The 19159-nt window shown below is 65.8% G+C and carries 20 protein-coding genes; 11 read left to right on the top strand and 9 right to left on the bottom strand.

The window, feature by feature from the left end:
* Positions 1 to 38 precede the first annotated feature (38 nt).
* Together alaS and VI340_RS14270 are read left to right on the top strand one after the other, a co-directional pair.
* Positions 39 to 2822, top strand: a complete 2784-nt coding sequence (gene alaS, locus VI340_RS14275) for an alanine--tRNA ligase (protein WP_336358600.1) — start codon at positions 39 to 41, stop codon at positions 2820 to 2822.
* A 429-nt stretch (positions 2823 to 3251) separates the two neighbouring features.
* Positions 3252 to 3443, top strand: coding sequence for a DUF7511 domain-containing protein (locus VI340_RS14270; protein WP_008307315.1), 192 nt, complete (start codon positions 3252 to 3254; stop codon positions 3441 to 3443).
* 18 nt (positions 3444 to 3461) lie between these two features.
* On the opposite strand, the gene VI340_RS14265 is transcribed toward VI340_RS14270, so the two are convergent.
* The gene (locus tag VI340_RS14265; RefSeq protein ID WP_008307317.1) at positions 3462 to 5324 is read right to left on the bottom strand and encodes a cation:proton antiporter domain-containing protein; all 1863 of its coding nucleotides are present in this window, start codon (positions 5322 to 5324) and stop codon (positions 3462 to 3464) included.
* Between the two features lie 82 nt (positions 5325 to 5406).
* On the opposite strand from VI340_RS14265, the gene VI340_RS14260 reads away from it, so the two are divergent.
* The 5 genes from VI340_RS14260 (at position 5407) to VI340_RS14240 (ending at position 8380) form a co-directional block, all read left to right on the top strand.
* Positions 5407 to 6168 (top strand): alpha/beta fold hydrolase, encoded by a 762-nt coding sequence (locus VI340_RS14260; RefSeq protein ID WP_336358599.1) that lies wholly within the window; start codon positions 5407 to 5409, stop codon positions 6166 to 6168.
* A 58-nt stretch (positions 6169 to 6226) separates the two neighbouring features.
* Positions 6227 to 6814: an imidazoleglycerol-phosphate dehydratase HisB gene (gene hisB / locus VI340_RS14255; RefSeq protein WP_336358598.1), complete on the top strand. Its 588-nt coding sequence runs from the start codon at positions 6227 to 6229 to the stop codon at positions 6812 to 6814.
* Positions 6815 to 6880: 66 nt separating this feature from the next.
* On the top strand, positions 6881 to 7384 hold the full coding sequence (locus VI340_RS14250) for an ACT domain-containing protein (RefSeq protein WP_005536977.1): 504 nt from the start codon (positions 6881 to 6883) through the stop codon (positions 7382 to 7384).
* The gene (locus tag VI340_RS14245) at positions 7384 to 7719 is read left to right on the top strand and encodes a 2Fe-2S iron-sulfur cluster binding domain-containing protein (RefSeq protein WP_008307321.1); all 336 of its coding nucleotides are present in this window, start codon (positions 7384 to 7386) and stop codon (positions 7717 to 7719) included. The genes VI340_RS14250 and VI340_RS14245 overlap by 1 nt, the downstream gene beginning before the upstream one ends.
* 58 nt (positions 7720 to 7777) lie before the next feature.
* A complete protein-coding gene (locus VI340_RS14240; RefSeq protein ID WP_008307324.1) occupies positions 7778 to 8380 on the top strand; it encodes an IMPACT family protein in 603 nt (200 codons plus the stop codon).
* Between the two features lie 6 nt (positions 8381 to 8386).
* On the opposite strand, the gene ygfZ is transcribed toward VI340_RS14240, so the two are convergent.
* The 3 genes from ygfZ to mutL form a co-directional block, all read right to left on the bottom strand.
* The gene (gene ygfZ / locus VI340_RS14235; RefSeq protein WP_336329453.1) at positions 8387 to 9472 is read right to left on the bottom strand and encodes a CAF17-like 4Fe-4S cluster assembly/insertion protein YgfZ; all 1086 of its coding nucleotides are present in this window, start codon (positions 9470 to 9472) and stop codon (positions 8387 to 8389) included.
* Positions 9473 to 9692: 220 nt separating this feature from the next.
* On the bottom strand, positions 9693 to 10637 hold the full coding sequence (locus VI340_RS14230; RefSeq protein WP_008307326.1) for a sugar kinase: 945 nt from the start codon (positions 10635 to 10637) through the stop codon (positions 9693 to 9695).
* Positions 10638 to 10711: 74 nt separating this feature from the next.
* Positions 10712 to 12865 carry a DNA mismatch repair endonuclease MutL gene (mutL, locus tag VI340_RS14225; RefSeq protein ID WP_336358597.1) on the bottom strand — a complete coding sequence of 718 codons (2154 nt, stop codon included), beginning with the start codon at positions 12863 to 12865 and terminating at the stop codon, positions 10712 to 10714.
* A gap of 134 nt (positions 12866 to 12999) precedes the next feature.
* On the opposite strand from mutL, the gene VI340_RS14220 reads away from it, so the two are divergent.
* Positions 13000 to 13143 carry a hypothetical protein gene (locus tag VI340_RS14220; RefSeq protein ID WP_004590504.1) on the top strand — a complete coding sequence of 48 codons (144 nt, stop codon included), beginning with the start codon at positions 13000 to 13002 and terminating at the stop codon, positions 13141 to 13143.
* A 106-nt stretch (positions 13144 to 13249) separates the two neighbouring features.
* The gene (locus VI340_RS14215; RefSeq protein WP_336358596.1) at positions 13250 to 14518 is read left to right on the top strand and encodes an HAD family hydrolase; all 1269 of its coding nucleotides are present in this window, start codon (positions 13250 to 13252) and stop codon (positions 14516 to 14518) included.
* 9 nt (positions 14519 to 14527) lie between these two features.
* On the opposite strand, the gene VI340_RS14210 is transcribed toward VI340_RS14215, so the two are convergent.
* A complete protein-coding gene (locus tag VI340_RS14210; protein ID WP_336358595.1) occupies positions 14528 to 15331 on the bottom strand; it encodes a hypothetical protein in 804 nt (267 codons plus the stop codon).
* A gap of 277 nt (positions 15332 to 15608) precedes the next feature.
* Here VI340_RS14210 and VI340_RS14205 point away from each other — a divergent pair, with 277 nt between their 5' ends.
* Complete coding sequence (locus tag VI340_RS14205) at positions 15609 to 16115, top strand: hypothetical protein (RefSeq protein ID WP_008307332.1); 507 nt, start codon at positions 15609 to 15611, stop codon at positions 16113 to 16115.
* A gap of 64 nt (positions 16116 to 16179) precedes the next feature.
* Entirely contained in the window at positions 16180 to 16380 is a 201-nt protein-coding gene (locus VI340_RS14200; protein ID WP_008307333.1) for a hypothetical protein, read from the top strand.
* Between the two features lie 14 nt (positions 16381 to 16394).
* Here VI340_RS14200 and VI340_RS14195 read toward each other — a convergent pair whose 3' ends face one another.
* The 4 genes from VI340_RS14195 to VI340_RS14180 form a co-directional block, all read right to left on the bottom strand.
* Positions 16395 to 16844 carry a hypothetical protein gene (locus VI340_RS14195; protein WP_336358594.1) on the bottom strand — a complete coding sequence of 150 codons (450 nt, stop codon included), beginning with the start codon at positions 16842 to 16844 and terminating at the stop codon, positions 16395 to 16397.
* Between the two features lie 70 nt (positions 16845 to 16914).
* Complete coding sequence (locus VI340_RS14190; RefSeq protein WP_008307336.1) at positions 16915 to 17226, bottom strand: DUF7521 family protein; 312 nt, start codon at positions 17224 to 17226, stop codon at positions 16915 to 16917.
* A 1-nt stretch (position 17227) separates the two neighbouring features.
* Complete coding sequence (locus VI340_RS14185; RefSeq protein WP_165353772.1) at positions 17228 to 17599, bottom strand: ArsR/SmtB family transcription factor; 372 nt, start codon at positions 17597 to 17599, stop codon at positions 17228 to 17230.
* 363 nt (positions 17600 to 17962) lie between these two features.
* Complete coding sequence (locus VI340_RS14180) at positions 17963 to 19147, bottom strand: LolA family protein (RefSeq protein ID WP_336358593.1); 1185 nt, start codon at positions 19145 to 19147, stop codon at positions 17963 to 17965.
* Positions 19148 to 19159 lie beyond the last annotated feature (12 nt).

Raw genomic sequence — 19159 nt, 5'->3', positions numbered from 1 at the left:
GGAACAGTTTTAGGCGAACGTGGGCCAACTGAACACCAATGAGCGACCTCGACGAGGCCTACCAACTCGACTACTTCGAAGAGGAAGGCTTCCACAGACAGGAGTGTGCCTCCTGTGGCGATATGTTCTGGTCCCGTGTCGAGCGCGAGACCTGCGGCGAACCGCCGTGTGCGGAGTACGACTTCATCGACAACCCCGGCTTCGACGAGTCCCACTCGCTGACGGAGATGCGCGAGGCGTTCCTCTCTTTCTTCGAGGACCGTGACCACGAGCGCATCGACCCGTACCCGGTGGCGGCCAACCGCTGGCGCGACGACGTGTTGTTGACCCAGGCGTCGATCTACGACTTCCAGCCGCTGGTCACCTCGGGGACGACGCCGCCCCCGGCGAACCCGCTGTGTATCAGCCAGCCCTGTATCCGGATGCAGGACATCGACAACGTCGGCAAGACGGGGCGGCACACGATGGCCTTCGAGATGATGGCCCACCACGCGTTCAACGCGCGCGAGGACATCGAGGACCCCGAGCAGTACGCCTACGAGGGCGAGGTGTACTGGAAAGACGAGACGGTCCGGTACTGCGACGAACTGTTCGAGGAGATGGGCGCGAACCTGGACGAAATCGTCTACATCGAGGACCCGTGGGTCGGTGGCGGCAACGCCGGCCCGGCTATCGAGGTCATCTACCGCGGGGCGGAACTCGCCACGCTCGTCTTCATGTCGATGGAGCAGGACCCCGAGGGCGAGTACGAGATGAAAGACGGCAACCGGTACTCGCCGATGGACACTTACATCGTCGACACCGGCTACGGGCTCGAACGCTGGACCTGGATGAGCCAGGGAACCCCGACGGTGTACGAGGCCGTCTACCCCGACATGATCGCCTTCCTCAAGGACAACGCCGGCATTGAACTCACCGACGAGGAGGAGCGCATCGTCCACGAGGCCGCGAAACTCGCGGGCCGAATGGACATCGACGAGGCCGAAGACATAGAGGCCGAACGCGACACCATCGCCGCCGAGATCGGCGTCGGGGTCGAGGAGATGCGGGACCTGATGGCACCACTCGAGGACATCTACGCCATCGCCGACCACTGCCGGACGCTCGCGTACATGCTCGGCGACGGCATCGTCCCGTCGAACGTCGGGACGGGCTATCTGGCCCGGATGGTGCTGCGCCGGACGAAGCGACTGGTCGACGGCGTCGGCGTCGACGCGCCACTCGACGAACTCGTTGATATGCAGGCCGAGCGACTGGGCTACGAGAACCGCGACACCATCCGCGACATCGTCCGCACCGAGGTCGAGAAGTACCGCGAGACGCTGGACCGGGGTGGCCGGCGCGTCCGCCAGTTGGCCGACGAGTACGCCGAGAAGGGCGAGCCGATCCCGACCGCGGAACTGGTCGAACTGTACGACTCCCACGGGATTCAGCCGGACATGGTCGAGGAGATCGCCGCCGAGAAAGGCGTCGCGGTCGACGTGCCCGACGACTTCTACGCGGTCGTCGCCCAGCGACACGGCGGCGACGACACCGCCACCGAGGAGTCACGGACGCCCTACGAGGACCGGCTCGAAGAACTGCCCGAGACCGACCGGCTCTACTACGAGGACCAGCAGCGGACCGAGTTCGAGGCCGTCGTCCTTGAGGTGTTCGACCGCGACGACGACACCTACGACGTGGTGCTCGACCAGACCATGTTCTACCCCGAAGGCGGTGGCCAGCCGCCGGACCGGGGAACACTGTCGACCGACGACGTCTCCGCCGAGGTGACCGACGTCCAGCAGTACGGCGACGTCATCGTCCACACCTGCGACGACGACCCTGGCAAGGGCGAGTTCGTCCGCGGCCAGGTCGACGCCACCCGCCGGCAGCGCCTGATGCAACACCACACGGCGACCCACATCGTCATCCACAGCGCCCGGCAGGTGCTCGGCGAGCACGTCAGGCAAGCCGGTGCCCAGAAGGGCACTGACTCCGCCCGCATCGACATCCGCCACTACGAGTCGGTGAGCCGCGAGGAGGTCAAGGAGATCGAACGCCTCGCGAACGACATCGTGCAGGACAACATCGCCGTCTCCCAGGAGTGGCCCGACCGCAACGAGGCCGAGGAGCGCCACGGCTTCGACCTCTACCAGGGCGGCATCCCGGCCGGCGAGCAGATCCGGCTCATCACCGTCGGCGACGACGTGCAGGCCTGCGGTGGCACCCACGTCGCCCGAACCGGTGACATCGGGGCTGTCAAGCTCCTGAACACCGAGCGGATTCAGGACGGCGTCATCCGGCTAACGTTCGCGGCGGGCAACGCCGCCATCGAGGCCACCCAGCGTACCGAAGACGCACTCACCGAGGCCGCGGATATCCTCGATGTCGCGCCCGAAGCGGTGCCGGAGACCGCCGAGCGGTTCTTCGACGAGTGGAAGGCCCGCGGTAAGGAGATCGAACAGCTCAAGGAACAGCTCGCCGAGGCCCGCGCCAGCGGCGGCGGCGACAGCGAGGAAGTCGACGTGGGCGAGGCGACCGCCGTCGTCCAGCGCATCGACGCCGACATGGACGAGCTACGTGCCCAAGCGAACGCTATCGTCGAACAGGGCAACATCGCGGTGCTCGGGTCGGGCCTCGACGGCGCGCAGTTCGTCGTTTCCGTGCCCGACGGCGTCGACGTCGACGCCGGTGAGGTCGTCGGTGAACTCGCCGGTCGCGTCGGCGGCGGCGGCGGCGGCCCGCCGGACTTCGCACAGGGCGGCGGCCCAGACACGGACGCGCTGGACGAGGCGCTTGAGGACGCCCCGGAGATACTGCGAACTGTGGCGAACGTCTGAGACGGACTGCTGCATCATTTCCGCATCGACCACCTGCGGACGGCGACTATCACGGGAACCAGGGACAGCGTCCGCCTGAATCGTCCCCGTTCTTTCTCACCGCTGGTTCCGTTCTACGCTCGGTTACCTCGGACAGTTGTCCGATTAAGACTCGATATTCTGCCCGAACGGTCCGAATACACTCAAGAGATACAATTACATTTAGTTGTAGTAGGTGTATCTGGATGAGTTTCCAAAAGTATTTTCAGTAACTGCCCATCTATAGCAGATATGAGCGGAGAACGTGACCTCGCACACATTCAGTCCCATACCGAATACATACGGTCACAACGGACGTGTCGGCGATGTGGGACCAGTATTCCCGCTGCTAGCGGCCGTGCTACCGATGAACTGTGTGAAAACTGCAGTGCCACCCGTGCTACCTGACCCATGAGTACGACCACGACGCCCCCGTCGGACACTGACCTGGACGAAGCGCCGGAGTTCGAACTGGACTGCCTGTACGACGACCCCGAGAACCCCTCGGAGCTGACGATTTTCCCCTCGGACCGCCAGCAATCCGTGACCGAGTGGGTCACTGCGGATCGGTCAGCGGCCGTCTCTCTCGACGAACTGCGCTGAGCGGCGCGTCACGCTCGCCTATTTACCCTGACACAGCCGTCTGGCGTCCCGCATCGCCTCGTTGGTCTCGCAGACGAGTGTCAGGTGGTCGCCGCTCGCGAGGCGGAAATCGCTGTCGGGGACTCTGTCTGTTCCGTTACGGCTTACCATTGCGACCAGGCAGCCGTCCGGGAGCTTGTCGGCGGTTTCCTCTATCGTCCGGTCGATCAGCGACTCGTTCCTGAGTTCGACCTCCAGTACGTCCCCCGTTCGCCCGGAGTCCGACAGCCAGTGGGCCAGCGCCGGTCGCTCGACCGCGTCGTCGATGGCGTCGGCGACGGCGAAGCCGGCGGAGATCGTTTCGACGTCGAGGTCCTCGAAGGCCTCGACGTTGTTCGGCTGGTTCGCTCTGGCGACCACGGTATCGACGTCGAACCGAGTCGTCGCCAGTTGTGCGACGAGCAGGTTCACGTCGTCGTCTGCGGTCGCGGCGACGACAACGGACGCCCGGTCCGCCCCTGCTTCTTCGAGGACGTGCGCGTTCGTCGCGTCCCCGTGGACGATGCGGTGGCCGTCGGCCCGCGTCCGCTCGACCGTGTCCTCGTCGCTGTCGATGAGGACGACCTCCTCGCCGCGTGATTCGTATCGTACTGCCAGTTCCCGGCCGACGCGACCGCCGCCGACGATGAGTGTTTGCATGGGAAGGATGTCGAGCGCTTGCGCGAAGTGACGGGCCAGCCCGCCTTGAAACATGACGGTCGTGAAGATGACGAGAAAGACAGTCCCGACGAGGACCGTCGCGGCATCCGGGTTCTCGGGACGCAGTTCGATGGCGAACAGCGTGGCGACGCTGGCCGGGACGATACCGCGCGGCCCCATCGCGCCGACGAACATCCGCTCTCGAACGGTCAGTCGCCCACCCAGCGTCGAGAGGAACACGCCGAGCGGGCGGACGAGCGTGACGACGACGATGACGACGACGAGTCCGCCGATTCCGAGCGCACGCAGGTCACCGAGCGATAGCTGGGCGGCCAACACGATGAAGACGAACGAGAGGACAAACAGCGTGATACCGCCCTTGAACTCGGCGATCTCCTCTTCGTGGGGGAGGTCAGCGTTCCCCAGTACGATACCGGCAACGGCGGCGGCCGCGATGCCGGCCTCCGAGAGCCACATGCTTCCCAGCGCGTACGCCAGCAGCGCCGCGGTCAGGACCACCGCCCGGGCGTTTTGCATGGCGTTGTCCGCCGAAAGGTGCCACCGCCGGAGCAGGAGTGCGATGCCGCCGCCGACGGCGATACCGACGATGTGGCCCACGACCAGCCGGGCGACGAACGCCTCGACGACGACCACCGGCGAGGACTGGCTCGCGATGACGAACTCGAACGTCGCCACCGCAAGGATGGCTGCGGTCACGTCGTTGATGATGCCCTCGGTCTCCAGCGCTGCGGCGACCCGATCCCTGACTGGGACCACCTGCATGATCGGCGTGATGACCGTCGGCCCGGTGGCGATCAGCAGGCTCCCGACGAGGACGGCAACTGGCCACGTCGTCCCGAACACGACCTTGACGGCGACGGCGGTTCCGACGAGCGAGACGAACGCGCCGATTGTCACCAGTCCAAGCGCCTCCCTGGACGCTTCACGGACTCGCTCGACGGTGAGGTGGAACGCCCCCTCGAAGACGATGATACCGACGCTGAGGCCGACGATAGCCTGCAGCCCGGCCTGTCCGAATATCGCGGGGTCGACGAGGTCGAGGGCCTGCGGGCCGACGAAGACGCCGGCGACCAGCAGGAACGCGACGCTCGGGATCTGGAGCCAGTCGGCGACCAGTTGCGCGGCGACACCCAGACTCACGACCAACACGACAGCGCCGATAAGTGATGCTGCTCCGGACACGGGATTGGCGGCCCTTCGACAGCCAGCGCTAAAGACCTACTCACCGAAAGAGACACACCGCCGGCGCGGGAATCGACGGCTAATGCCGACCGCACGCAACCGCGACGTGTCCCTCTACTACGAAGCCGACGGCGACGGCCCCACCGTCGTGTTCATCAACGACGTGGGGTACGGGGCGTGGCTCTGGGGCTGGCACTACGACGCCGTCGCCGGTCCCTACGAGACGGTGGTGTGGGACCTCCGCGGAACCGGCCGGTCGGACGCGCCGGCGGGACCGTACGACGCGGACACGCTGGCGGCTGACCTCGAAGCCGTGCTGGCCGACCACGGCGTCGGGAGCGCCCACCTCGTCGGGGCCGGCCTCGGCGGGATGGTCGCGCTCGAATACGCCCACCAGTACAACCGCGCCCGTTCGCTGACGCTGTACTGTACGGCGGGATCTGGCGATGCGGTGGATCGGGCGGAACTGGACGCGCTCGCACTCGACGCCCCATCATCGCTCGAAGGAGCGTTTTCGCCGGCGTTCCGCGAACACGACCCGGACCTCATGGAGCGGATCGCAGGCTGGCGCGCTGACGAGGACGCTACTGGCGCGGCCCGAGACGCGCAGGCCAACGCAATGACGGCTTTCGACCCGCCGCCGCTGTACGAGATTACCCAGCCCGCCGAGGTGTACTACGGCCTGGACGACCCCGTCGTGTCGCCGGCGGCCGCGCAGTCACTGGCGGCGGACCTCCCCCGCGGGACCGGCGAGGCCGTCGAGGGCCGCCACTGCTGTTTCATCGAGCACGCGCCGGCGGTGACTGACCGATTGCTGGCGCTACTGGACGAGCAGACAGAGTAACTATTGCACCGGGTGGCCGGACGCAATCCACAAATACGCGGCCTGATAGGTGATACGTATGACCGACCGGACGGCGGCCGTCACGCGGACCACGGCCGAGACGGACATCGAGGTCACGCTCGACGTCGACGGCGACGGCGACAGCACCATCGACACCGGCATCGGCTTCTTCGACCACATGCTCGATTCGTTCTCGACCCACGGGCTGTTCGACCTGACCGTGCAGTGCGACGGCGATCTGGACATCGACGACCACCACACCGTCGAGGACGTCGCCATCACGCTCGGCGAGGCGTTCACCGAGGCGCTGGGCGACAAGCGCGGCATCCGTCGGTTCGCCGACCGCAAGGTCCCGCTGGACGAGGCTGTTGCGAGCGTCGTCGTCGACATCTCCGGCCGGCCGTACTTCGAGTTCGACGGTAAGTTCTCACAGGACTCGGTCGGTGGGATGACCAGCCACATGGCCAAGCATTTCTGCCGCTCACTGTCGATGAACGCCGGGCTGACGCTGCACTGCGGCGTCGAGGGCGAGAACGCTCATCACGAGATCGAGGCGCTGTTCAAGGGGCTGGCGCGGGCGCTCGACGATGCGACCCGTATCGACGAGCGACGCTCCGACGTGGCGAGTACGAAGGGCGAACTGTAGCCGACCGCGACCCCTCGTTTCGACCGCTGTCGGCACCGATTAGTGGCCCCGCGTCCACCGTTCCGTATGTTCGACGAGATCATGCAGAAATTCGAGGACTCTCCCGGTCAGCAGGACGTCATCCGCTTGCTGCTGGAACGAGGGTTCTCCGTCAACGAGGACGGCCGCGTCGTCTCGGGCGGTATCGAAATCCCGAACACGGGTATCGCCCGCGAGGCCGACGTCGACCGCCGCGTGGTCAACGCGACGACGGACGCGATTCTCGACGACGACGACCTGCGGCGCATCTTCCGCAATATCTCCTCCGTGCCGAGCCTGCTCGATCTCGCCCCGGTGCTCGATCTGCACGCAGTGACCGTCACCGTCCGCGCCGCCGACGAGTCCGGCATCGTCTCGACGGTCACGTCGGCTATCGCCGACCACGGCATCTCTATCCGCCAGGTCCTGAGCGAAGACCCCGAGTTCACCGACGAACCGAAACTGTACGTCATCACTGACGAGGAACTGCCCGGCGACCTCATCAACGAAATCCGCCGTCTGGCGTTCGTCCGGACCATCGAACTGGCGTAATGGCAGCAACGCTCACCGTCGAGACGCCCGCGGGAGAAACCCACGAACTCACCGCCGAACGTGGGGCTGTCCTCCGGGACGTGCTTCTCGATGCCGACCTCTCGCCGCACGGCCGCTACGCCAAGCGGGTCAACTGCGGCGGCCGCGGCATCTGTGCCACCTGCGGCGTCCGTCTCGCCGAGCCGCCCGACCCCGACCACTGGCACGACGACCTCGCCGACCGCTTTGGCTACCCGCGACTCTCCTGTCAGCTCCGGGTTCGGGACGGAATGCGGGTCAAACTGCTTGACAAGCGGGTCTGGGGGTCGCGGCAACCGGACGGCAGGACGGACTGACTCACTGCTGGGAGCGCGAACGACAAACGCTATTCCGACGCCGGGCGTACGCCGGCCCGTGACGGACAGCTATCGGACCGTTCCGGGCCGCGGCGAGGCGCGCTTCGAGGTACGGGGCTCGGAGTTCATCGGCCACGTCGCCCCGGCGACGACCGTCGAAGCCGCCGAGGCGTTCGTCGACGCCGTCAGGGAGGAGTACGCCGACGCCACCCACAACGTCCCCGCCTACCGCGTCCGCGCGGACCCTTTTCGGGAGTATGCCAGCGACGACGGCGAACCGAGCGGCAGCGCCGGCGACCCCGCGCTGAACGTTCTCCAGCAACGCGATATCGAGAACGTCGTCGCCGTCGTCACGCGCTACTACGGCGGGACGAACCTCGGCGTCGGCGGCCTAGCCAGTGCCTACTCCAGAGCGGTGAAAGAGGGCGTTGACGACGCAGGCGTGGTCGAGGAGGTGCCCCACGAGCAGTTCACCGTAACCGTCGCCTACGACGACTCCGGCACCGTTCGGAGCCTGCTTGAATCAGCAGGTGTCGAGTTCGAGGCCGACTACGAGGCAGAAGTCGTCTTCGAGGTTCGGGTGCCCACTGTGGAGGGCAGCGAACTGCGGGACCGAATTCGGAGCGCGACCAGCGGGCGGGCGGCTATCGAACTGGCGTGACCCCCGCTACTCGTAGGTCGGCAACCGCGCCGACTGCGCCGAGCCGTCGATAAAGGGCAGGTCGACCTGCTGTGCGCTGACCGGTTCACCGTCGATGCGGATGGTCAGCGCGTCTTCGGGCCGTTCCCAACTGAGATTCGCCAGCGCAATCGGGGCCTCCCGCATCGGGCTCCGGCCGGCCCGGGTCACGTCGCCGACGTGCTCGTCGCCAGCGAACACCGCGGCACCGGATTCGGGGCATTCCTCGACGGCGAGGCCGACTAATCGTTGAGTGGGGTGGCCCCGGTTCTCGATGCGGGAGACGACCTCCTGACCGACGTAACACCCTTTCTCGAAGTCGAGAGCGTTCCGCAGGCCCAGATTGTTTGGAAGCGCCCCCTCGATTTCGGTGTCGAACAGCGGCGTGCCGGCCTCTAACGTCAGCGTCTCCCAGGTCCGGTAGCCGAAGGGAACGGCGTTGAGCCCGCGGTTGACGAGCGTGTCGAAGACGGCCTCGGCGTCGTCAGCGCTACAGACCACGTCGTAGCTCTCCTCGCCGGCGAGGTTGTCCGTCCGGATGACGGAGACGCCGGCGTCGCCGAGTTCGCCCCGCTCGAAGGTCAGCGGTGCCGGCGGGGTACCGGTCTGGTGGAGAACGCTTGCGATTTTCTCTGTCGCTTTCGGCCCGTGGACGCCGAAGACGGCGAAGTCGTCGGTCGCCACCTCGAACTCGACGTCCTGAATGAACGTCTTGTCCGCCCACTCCGCGGCAAGGTCCTCGGCTTTCTGGGGCGGTGTGAACACGAGCAGGCGCTCGCCGGCGTTGTACACGTACATGTCCGTGTCGACGCGGCCGTCGGGGTCGAGCAGGAGCGCGTAACAGCCCGCGCCGTCATCGTCTGGCACGCGGTTCGAGACGGCATTGTCGACGTAGTCGACGCGGTCCTCGCCGGTGACGACAATCACGCCGTAGCCGTACTCCATCGCTCCGACGACGTTCCGAACTGCGCGGTGGGTCCGCTCCGGTCGCCCGTAGTTGTCGACGACGCGCCGACCACCGACCTCCCTGAACGTCGCTCCGTGGGCCTCGTGAACGGACTCGAGAACAGTCATTGTACGGGCATGCGGCCCTCGTGGGGAAAAACGTCCCGTTAGCGCCGTCGGTGTGTGCGGGAAGGGGCTACAAGCCGTGCGGCCATCGTCACGGCGGCGGTGACGCGCTGACCGCTGCCGTCTGTCGCGTCCACGGTCTAATTGTCACCGCGTCACGGCGGATGTCCCTGGCTCATAGCGGAGTAAACAGAGATCGGTACGGCCGGCCGGTACGTGCCACCTACGGCCGTCTGGACTGCTGTGAATCGACGAGACGCTCGACCTCGGACGGTTCGAGCGGTGTCAGCGGCCCCGACAGTGTCCGGGAGAGGGCTGCTGCTGCGACACCGTGGAGCAGCGCTTCGTCCGTGTCAGCGCCGGCGGCCAGTTGCTGGAGCGTCGCGCCGATGAAGGCCTCGTGTTGTCCCGACTCGTCGACGGCGGTCGTCTCGATGGCATCCTGCTCGTGAATGACGCCGTCGTGGTAGGCCACCGCGCCGTACTCGCTCCGTGTGAGAATCACGCGGGTGAGATCGTACTCCGTCGCGAGCGTGTGAACGACTTCGCGCGGACTCCCCGTCGTGTCAAACACCGCGGAAACCTGCTCTTCGGCGGCAAAGAGGGTATCGACGGCCGGTAGCAGGTCTGCAAGCGCGTCGCGGGCGTCTTCAGCGTCCCACAGCCCTGGGTGGAAATCGAGATCGAATGCTCGCATCCCTGCGGCCGCTCTGAGCAGCGCTCCCGTCGTGTCAGCGGCTGTGTCAGAGAGTGAGAGGGTCGCGCCCGAGGTGAACACTACGTCCGCGTTCTGTATCTCGCCCATCGGAAGTTCACCGGGCGTCAGCGTCGCCATCGCGGTGTTACCGCGGTCCTGTAGCAGCCGCTCGGCACGGGGCGGGTCGGCGTCCTCGTGGAACGTGAGCCCTTGCCGTCCAGCGTCCGGGTCTGCCCAGACGATGTCCGTTTCCAGCCCGAACTCGTGGAGTTCCGCGACGACGCGCCGCCCGAGTGGTGTGTCCGGGATCTTCGAGAGCCACCGTGCGTCAGCCCCGAGTCGGCCGGCTGTTGCCGCAACGCCGCTCGCGGTTCCGTCGACGCGAATCGACGCCTCGCGGGCCGTCTCGAATCGCTGTCCGTCAGGGGGTGCAAATCTCAGAGCGGTCTCACCGAACGTTACGAGTGACATACCGCGTGCATCGGGAGACGGAGGTTTAGTTCAATCGGCTGTATCGATTGTTGTGTCGGTGCCGCCCTCTCAGGCTATCGCCGCCGACCGCCGTGTCCGGGGTAATCCCGCTCGAACCGGTCTTCCAGTTCCTGCCGGTCGATGTGGATGACCGTCGGTCGTCCGTGGGGACACGCGTAGGGGTTCTCACACTCGTCCAGCGCGGCGAGTAGCTCCCGGACGGAGCCTTCGGTCAGCGATGTGTTCCCGGTCACCGAGGGGTAACACGCCAGGTCGCCGAGCAGTTCGTCGGCCGCCGCTTCGACCGTCGCCGCCGCTTCGTCGTCGCCGGCGACGAACGCGCCCAGTACGTCCCTGACGATATCCGGGCCGGCCGCATCGGCGATGACGCCCGGAAGGGTCCGGACCTCGACGCTGCGTTCACCCGTCCGCGCCGTGTGGAACCCCAGACTCGCCAGCGCGTCGCTGCGCCGGTCGAACACCTCGGCCTCGCGTGCGGTCAGTTCCAGTTCGACAGGGTTAGCAAGTGCCTGCGTCGTCGTTTCGCCCTCGAACTTGGCCTTGAGCCGTTCGTAGTTGACCCGCTCGTCCGCCGCGTGCTGGTCGACCAGCACGAGGCCGTCGTCCGTCTCCGCGACGACGTAGGTGTCGGCTAACTGTCCGAGAATCCGCATCGAGGGCAGCGACTCGTGGGTCGCTTCCGGGTCGTCGCCGAGGCGCGCCTGCTCCTGGCCGCCGGTGAACTTCCGTTCCCCGCTCTCTGTGGCTGTCCGGCCCGACGCGGACGCTTCGGGGCGTTCATCATCGCTATCTCCACTCGAAACGCCACCCCCTGTCTGCCCCGTCCCCGATCCGCCCGATGCACCGCTCGTCGTTCTGGTCTCGCGGGGCTGTTTCGTGTCGGCTGATTGCACTGACGAAGTCGTGTCGGCGGACTGGCGATCCGCCGTCTCCGTCTGGGTACTGTTGGGCCGGTCTGTGGGCTCCGTGCCCGGCTCCTGTACTGTCGTATCAGTACTGCTCGCCCTCGCAGTGGTATCCGTCCGTGCCGACGTTGTTGCTTCGTCTACGGCATCGGGGCCGTCCGGACTCGACCGTTCGCGCTCGCTGTCGTTCGCTCCGTCCGATTCGGGCGTTATCTCCGTCTGCTCGGGTGCTGATCGGCCACGCGGCGCTGTCGAGCGCAGTAATCCTTCCCGTAACAGCGCGTCCTCGACGGCAGTCCGGACCTGCTCGCGAACGCCCTCGTCGTCGGCGAATCTGACCTCCATTTTTCGGGGATGGACGTTCACGTCCACATCACCCGCGGGCACGTCCAGAAAGAGGACGGCGAAGGGGTAGCGGTCCGGCGCGATCTGGGTGCCGTAGGCGTCGATAACGGCGTCGCGAACGGTGCCGGCCCGGACGTAGCGACCGTTGACGTACGTCGAGAGGTACTCGCGGCCGGCCCGGTTCGTCTCGGGGTGCGAGACGAGGCCGTGGACGCCGTCGAGCGGCCCGTCAGGGAAACTATCACTCTCGTCGCCATCCGCGTTCGCTTCCGAACCCGCTCCGACCGATATCATCGACTCGGCGACTTCCCGGCCGTAGACGGACATCACCGTCTCGCGCAGGTCGTCCTGACCGGTCGTCGAGAACGTCTCGCGGTCGCCGTGGGTCAACGAGACCGCCACATCCGGGTTAGCCAGCGCGTAACTGGCGACGACGGTGTTGACGTGTGCGAACTCCGTCGACTCCTGTTTGAGGTACTTCCGGCGGGCCGGGACGTTATAAAAGAGGTCCTCGACTGCTATCGTCGTCCCCTCCGGACAGCCGGCGGGGCCGACCGACGTGACGTCGCCGCCTTCGAGGACGAGTTCCGTTCCCACGTCGCCGCCGCGGGGCCTGGTTCGGACCGTCAGCCGTGAGACCGCCCCGATTGCGTGCAGGGCCTCGCCGCGGAAGCCGAGCGTTCCCACGCCGCCCTCCAGGTCCGCGATGTCGCGGATCTTCGACGTCGTGTGTTTCTCGACGGCCGTTTCGACGGCCTCGCGGTCCATCCCGACGCCGTCGTCCGTGACGCGAATCCCGTCGGTTCCGCCGGCTTCGACGACGACCTCGACCCGGGTCGCGTCGGCGTCGATGGCGTTCTCGACCAGTTCCTTGACGACGGAGGCCGGCCGCTCGACCACCTCGCCGGCCGCGATGCGTTCGACGGTCCGGTCGTCGAGTCGCTGGATATCGGTCATACGTGCCTCCGCATGTGATTGCCACCGGCTAACGGGCGAAGCGACTTGATACTGTCTGCCTTCGCCGCGCCTATCAGCATAGTCATGAAAATAGTTAACACAGAACAGTCCTGACCCTCGCATGGTGACGACCCATGTGCCACCACAGAGAACGCTCCTGGACCGAAGCGACGGCGGACGACGAGGCAACTGACGAGGACGAGGAAGAACTCCCGTCCTTCCTCAACGAGGAGGCGACCGAAACCGAGGTGCTGACCGACGGCGGCGACGAGGCGTAGCAGCGGCCCGCCCCTCGGCAGCGGTGTTGGCAAACCAGCCGTTTTTTGCTGCGAGTACCGTAAACCCGATAGCTAAAGTGCGCCCGCCGTCAGTCGCCACTATCCTGTGGATATCGACATGGAACAATACGACCAACTCTACCGTCTGTATAAGAGCGTAGACACGACGACGCTGCGCGGCTATCAGGAGTTCGTCGACCTGTTTCCCCCGCTCAGCTCGACCGTCGCGCTGGAACAGTGGGAAACCGCCAGTGACCGCCTCGACGCCCTCAAATCCGACATCACTGACGAGTTTCCCGGGACCGGCGAGACCTATGCGGAAATCGCAGCGCGGCTGACCCGCGACGAGGCCTTTACCGCGCTCGACCTCTACTCGAAGTACGACCGGTCGGTGAACGTGCTCGTGCTGGACGTCGACGAGACGCTCCGGTCGGCCGGTGACACCGACAACGAAATCCCCCGCGACACGCTGTATCTCCTGACGCAGTTCCACGAAGCGGGCGTCCCTATCGTCGTCTGTACCGGCCAGACCTTAGAGAACGTCAAGGGGTTCATGATACAGGGGCTTGGCAACGACCTCGTCTCCTCCGGCCAGATGAGCATCGTCTACGAGTCCGGCAACGGCGTGTTCACGCCCAAGCACGGCGAGGAAACCAAGCGACTCCTCTACGAACGCCTCGACGATGCGGTCGTGGACGTGTTCGAGACCGTCCGCCGGCGGGTCCTCTCGGAGGCCCCCGACGCCGTCGGCAAGCGCTGTCACCTCCAGGGCAACGAGTTCAACGTCACGCTGAAACCCAACGCCGAGGTCGGCAGCGACAACGCCGTCGAAATCATCGACGAGTCGCTGCGGTACCTCTGTGGACTGGTCGGCGACGCCATCGCCGCGCAGGTCGACGCCGAGGTCGCGGACCCAGCGGCGTACGCCCGGGCCTACTTCAGCCACGACCCGGAGATCCTCGACGTGCTCCAGGCCGGCGGCCTCTCGACCGACGCCGACATCGACGACGCGCCCGAGGCGTTCCGCGACATCCTCGAACGCGTCGACCTGGGCTACTACGAGGGCGACGCGGCCGAACTCGTGAGCCTCGAACTGGACAAGTCCGCCGGCGTCGAGGAGGCCTTCGACGTGCTCGGCATCGACGACCCGTTCGCGCTCGTGATGGGCGACAGCAAGAGCGACCTGCGGGTGATGCGCTGGGTCGACGAGAATGACGCCGGTATCGCTGCTGCTCCCGCCCATTCCTCGCCCGACGTGCTCGACCACGTCAGTTCGAGGGACGACCTGGTGTACGAGGCCGGCGACGCCAGCACGGTTCTGCGGACGATCTACGGTATCAGCCTCGTCGAGCAACTGGACGAGCAGGGCGAGTGAGCCGACGCCCTACGTGTTGACCGCGGCTTTGCCGCTGCGGTGCCGTTCGGGCCACTCGCCAGCCGACGGTGACTGCGGGTCGACATCCGCGACGAACCGCATCGTCGTGATATTGAGTACGAGCCCCAGCAGTCCGCCGCCCACGATCCCCATGGGGAGGCCGACCGCGGGGACGTTGACGACGACAGCGGTCGCCACCGCTGAGACGAGCAAAACGAGTCCCGCGTAGCCGACTGTGTAGGCGAGGTAGGCTCCACCGTCGACAGCCAGTTCGTACGAGCCCCGAGCCGCCGCCAGCAGGCCGGTTTCGCGCAACACGATCAGATACGGCGTGGCCCAGAACAGATATCCGACGGCCAGCAGCAGCGGCACGAGGATGACGATTACCCCGAGAACCGCGCCACCGCCACCGACCCCTCCGACGCCGACTGCGCCCAGCGCGAACGGCACAACGAACAGATACGGCAACACGGTTATCGCGAGAAACGGGAGGAAATAGGTCCGGACGCTGGTAGCGAAGTCGTCGTCGCGGCCGACGAGATGCGCGGCGATAGCGCCAAAATAGCCCGCGCTCAGGCCGGCCCGCAAGAGGACCGCCAACGGGACGACCACCACGGCGAACGGAAGCGATAGCGGGAGGCCGGCGTTCACCGACACGCCGGTACTGGGCGGGTCAACGAACTGCCAGATGGTCACGACGGACGCGGGGACGCCGAACTTGATACCGAAGTGGACCCCGTCGTAGGTGAGTACTTGCCGGATACTATCCGTCTGCATGACCGCCAGCAGTATCGGGACCAAGATTAACGACATGTGATCGCCCGCTCTCTTCCAGCCATCGGCCAGTCGGACGGTGAACGTCGGCATCAGTTGCGGTCCCGCGCCGGACTGGAGTGTTCGTTTGGTACTGACCGTGGTCCACGCAGTGCTCCCGGTTCGAGGCGTCGCTGTGCAGCGATTGTGCGATTGGTGGAGGGCATCGGCTCAGATATCCGCACACGATTTGATATGTGTTCTGGTGGGGCCGCTCTGGCGTCTCGTTCCCCCTTCACTACCCAACAATTAGGCGTCTCCCCGCCGAATTACAACCATGAGTCTCGATACCGTGTTCGGGCAGGTGCCGGACCCGCAGTCGTACTCCTTCCCGGACTACTCGCTCCCGCAGGGCGACCCCGTCAAACCCATCGCGCTGACCGACGACGAACTGACGGCGCTGCTCGACCTGTACGACGCCTTCAGTGCTGTGGACCCGACAGGCATGGACTCGAACCCGTTTCTGCGGGCGACCAGCGAGTTCCTCCAGCAGACGCTCGGTGCGCCGCTCACACGGCCCGACGAGCAACTGCACGACGATATCGCCGGTCTTCTCAACGACTTTTCGGACGACCTGGGCGGGCAGTCGATGGGCGTCGTCGACGCGACGCCGGCCCACCACCGGACGCTGTACTTCTTCCTGACAAGCTGCAAGGCGTACCACATGGCCCCGCACCTGCAGTTCGACCCCGACCCGGACGCCGTCGAGACGCTGTATGCCGTCTACGAACGCGTCACCGAGCAGGCGTTCTACCTCAAACGGCCCAAGAGCGTGCTGGAGTGACTGTCAGCCTGTGCCCGGCGGACGCTCCGGTCCGTTTATCGGGGAGCGAGGTAAACTGCCGCCAATGACAGCCGACCAGCCCGAGATTCCGGTCGTTTGCGAGGAGTGTGGGACGCGAACGTCGGTCGCGTTCGAGGATGTCGAGGACGCCGTCGCGCGCCACAACGAACAGCTTCACGACGGTGAGCCGGTCGCCGAGGTCGACCCCGATGTGCTGGAAGAACTCGCCGACCGTCTGGCGAAGGACATCGGTCTGCTGGAGTAGTCCGTCGGTCAGCGTCAGTCGTCCAGCGGGAGCCGCTCGTAGGCCTCGCGGTCAGCGCTGGCGGCGAGCGCCCGCGGCCGCAGCCGGCAGACGTTCTTGACCGTCCGCGGGCCAAGGATGTGTGGCGAGACGAACCGCGGTCGTCCCGGCTCGGTTCCGGGGCCGTCGCCCAGCGCGAGCACCGCACCGTTGAGGTCGGCGAGCGGGATACACGCCAGGTCGCCGTTCGCCGATTCGAACTGGACGTGGGTCGTATCGCCGGGCATCGCCGCCGCCTCCAGCAGGTCGAATACGGCGACGCCGGTATATTCGCGTTCGATCCGGTCGCCGGAGGCACACTCGAACGCGACCGGCCCGCGGACGATATCGAACGGGAGCGTTTCGGGTGCAACGTCCCAGGGGAGCAATATCGGGTCAGCCCCGTCGATGCGGACCGTCGGCCGTCCCTCCGGTGTCTGCGTCATACGTATCCTTTCCGCCTGAGACCCTTCAGCGGTTCGGGACGGCTGTGATTCGCCACACACATTCCGACTCTCACTCCCGGGAGTGGAGCGAGTACGCGATAAAGAGGACGCCGACGAACTGGAAGGCGCGAGTGACGAGTGTCAGCGGTTGCTGGAACTGACTGGAGAGCAGACCCTGACGAAGGAGGACTGAGCCGGCGAACGCGACCACGAAGGCCACCGCCGTGAGGCAGAACAGCCCGACTGAGAGGTACTGCATCGCGCGGCTGTTGTGCCGGCGATACCCCCGGTAGGCCTGGTAGCCGACGTACCCACCCAGTACTGTCGAGCCAAACGCCAGGGCGGTGATGAGCCAGTCCATCAGCGTCTCGATGGCGACCATATCAGAGATTCTCCCACATTTTTGTGAATCGGTCCGCGGTGTCCTGTTCGTCCTGTCCCGGGAACGCCGGCGGTTCGGTCCGCTCGATATCGGTTTCGAAGTCACCGTCAGCAAGCGCCAGCGAGAACTCCGAGAGCGTGGCAGCGAACACGCTGTAGTCGTTGCCGCCCGTTTCTATCTGGGTCTGTTCCTCGATGAGGCCGTACTCCTGAAGCCACTCGACCCGTCTGTACACGGTCGGTTGTGACATCTCACACTGGTCGGCGAGCTGTTTCGCGGACATGGGTTTGACACTCGTTGCTGCGAGGATGTCCCGGGCGTACTCGTCACTGAGCAGGTCGAGGATGTCGCCCACGGCCGGGTCCTCACTCACGTACTGGACCAACGTCCCGTCCCCGAATAAAAGGTCCCGTCAGTTTCCGAGTCAGAAGTCAGCCGCGTCAGAGAAGGGCGCAGTGTCAGCGGAGACCGGCGGGGTCAGGGCACCGCCCTTGGGCGAAGGTGGGGCGAGGTAGGGGACCAGTTCGCGGGCGGCCTGGCCCACATTCCCCCCAGGGTGGCGGCCCTGGGGAACCATAGGGCAGTATGGTGGACAGACAGCGGCTATTGCCGGAGGGCGCTGGTGGCACGGTGTTGTCAGGGCCGCTGCACTCGAATTGAGGAGCGGTTCCATAATATAACGTGCAGTCGAACTTCTGGCCCAGAAAACGGCGGCTTGATATGCCAGCGAGGGTGCTCACTCGCCGCCGGGACAGCCGATTGACTGGCCGACCGTGACGAGTCGGTCCGCGGACACGCCCTCACCGCGAACGGTGTATCGGTAGCGCTCACAGCTCCACGAAACTGAGGTTGTCAGTCCATAGCTGACCTGTGCCGGTTGCCCGTCGATTGTCACCGCTCCGCTGGCGCTGTCCCTGTTAGCGGGCCGGTCGTATTTGCCGACAGTGATGAGACTGGTCCGGTTCATGTAGCGGAGGCCGACGCTGTGGATCCGCCCCCGCGTCTGCGTCGCATAGGTCAGTTCGTACCCCGGCGGGATGTCGGGCTCCGGAACCTGGATCTCGGTGTCGGCTTCGAGCGCACCGACCGACTCGTAGGTCTGTCTTTCGGGCGTCTCTGGGACAGTGACAGTCGTGTTGTCGGGGAAGTTGGGGGTAAACACGTCCTCGGACACACCGGTGTCGTAGGTGACGTTCGTGTGCGTCGTCGTCACGACTGTTCGCTCACCGTCGGCTGTCCACGCAGTGCGCTTTCTCACCGGGAAGAACTGTTCTGTGTCCACCCAGACCGTCTGCTCGTAGGCCGCTGTGTCGTCTTTCGGTGCCACATGAATGACGTAGGCGTCACGCCCGTCGATTGATTCAGTACCGCGATAACTGACGCTCATCGAGCCGGCAGAGACGGTCGGCCGCTGCTCGCCGCGGGGAACGACGGGCAGCGGCTCAACCGACGGTGAGTCGGTCGTCGTGTTGGTTGTCGTCTCCATGTTGAGATTCGCAAACAGACGCTGCAGCCGCTCACCCTGGTCTGAATCGGTTCTGCTGAGAGAGATGCGTGTCGCCTTCGCGCGGCGCTGGTCGTACAGCCACAGCATCGACCCGTTCGACACCCGGCGGTCGTATCGCTCGACGGTGCTGTTGACGACCGCCAGCCGTTTCTTCTGGGTCCCCGGCCGGAGCGCGGCATCGTAGGTCGTCCGGCTCGCAACTGTCCCGTTCCGGGTGATTGTCGTCGTCTGTGTCGCGTTCACGCCGTCTATCGACTGGTAGCGTTGTTGTACGTCCGCGTCGATCTGGGGCTGATCAGCGGTTCCGGTACTCGCGAACGCAAGCGACCAGATCGCAACAGCCAGTACACCAACGACGACGACCGTCGCGACGGTGAGGACCAGTCGTTCCGATGTGAGGTGTCGAGTGGCCATATGTCAGGTTAC

The organism is Haloarcula sp. CGMCC 1.6347 (assembly GCF_037078395.1).
In the GTDB taxonomy this organism is placed as follows: Archaea; Halobacteriota; Halobacteria; order Halobacteriales; family Haloarculaceae; genus Haloarcula; species Haloarcula amylolytica.
Note: the sequence above shows the minus strand (reverse complement) of the source record. Positions and strands in the feature narration are given on the sequence as shown.

Bases quoted from the DNA above. Each gene is read 5' to 3' on its own strand.
- alaS (WP_336358600.1), top strand. From the start codon at position 39: ATGAGCGACCTCGACGAGGCCTACCAACTCGACTACTTCGAAGAGGAA.
- VI340_RS14270 (WP_008307315.1), top strand. From the start codon at position 3,252: ATGAGTACGACCACGACGCCCCCGTCGGACACTGACCTGGACGAAGCG.
- VI340_RS14260 (WP_336358599.1), top strand. From the start codon at position 5,407: ATGCCGACCGCACGCAACCGCGACGTGTCCCTCTACTACGAAGCCGAC.
- hisB (WP_336358598.1), top strand. From the start codon at position 6,227: ATGACCGACCGGACGGCGGCCGTCACGCGGACCACGGCCGAGACGGAC.
- VI340_RS14250 (WP_005536977.1), top strand. From the start codon at position 6,881: ATGTTCGACGAGATCATGCAGAAATTCGAGGACTCTCCCGGTCAGCAG.
- VI340_RS14245 (WP_008307321.1), top strand. From the start codon at position 7,384: ATGGCAGCAACGCTCACCGTCGAGACGCCCGCGGGAGAAACCCACGAA.
- ygfZ (WP_336329453.1), bottom strand. From the start codon at position 9,472: ATGACTGTTCTCGAGTCCGTTCACGAGGCCCACGGAGCGACGTTCAGG.
- VI340_RS14230 (WP_008307326.1), bottom strand. From the start codon at position 10,637: ATGTCACTCGTAACGTTCGGTGAGACCGCTCTGAGATTTGCACCCCCT.
- mutL (WP_336358597.1), bottom strand. From the start codon at position 12,865: ATGACCGATATCCAGCGACTCGACGACCGGACCGTCGAACGCATCGCG.
- VI340_RS14220 (WP_004590504.1), top strand. From the start codon at position 13,000: ATGTGCCACCACAGAGAACGCTCCTGGACCGAAGCGACGGCGGACGAC.
- VI340_RS14210 (WP_336358595.1), bottom strand. From the start codon at position 15,331: ATGTCGTTAATCTTGGTCCCGATACTGCTGGCGGTCATGCAGACGGAT.
- VI340_RS14205 (WP_008307332.1), top strand. From the start codon at position 15,609: ATGAGTCTCGATACCGTGTTCGGGCAGGTGCCGGACCCGCAGTCGTAC.
- VI340_RS14200 (WP_008307333.1), top strand. From the start codon at position 16,180: ATGACAGCCGACCAGCCCGAGATTCCGGTCGTTTGCGAGGAGTGTGGG.
- VI340_RS14195 (WP_336358594.1), bottom strand. From the start codon at position 16,844: ATGACGCAGACACCGGAGGGACGGCCGACGGTCCGCATCGACGGGGCT.
- VI340_RS14190 (WP_008307336.1), bottom strand. From the start codon at position 17,226: ATGGTCGCCATCGAGACGCTGATGGACTGGCTCATCACCGCCCTGGCG.
- VI340_RS14180 (WP_336358593.1), bottom strand. From the start codon at position 19,147: ATGGCCACTCGACACCTCACATCGGAACGACTGGTCCTCACCGTCGCG.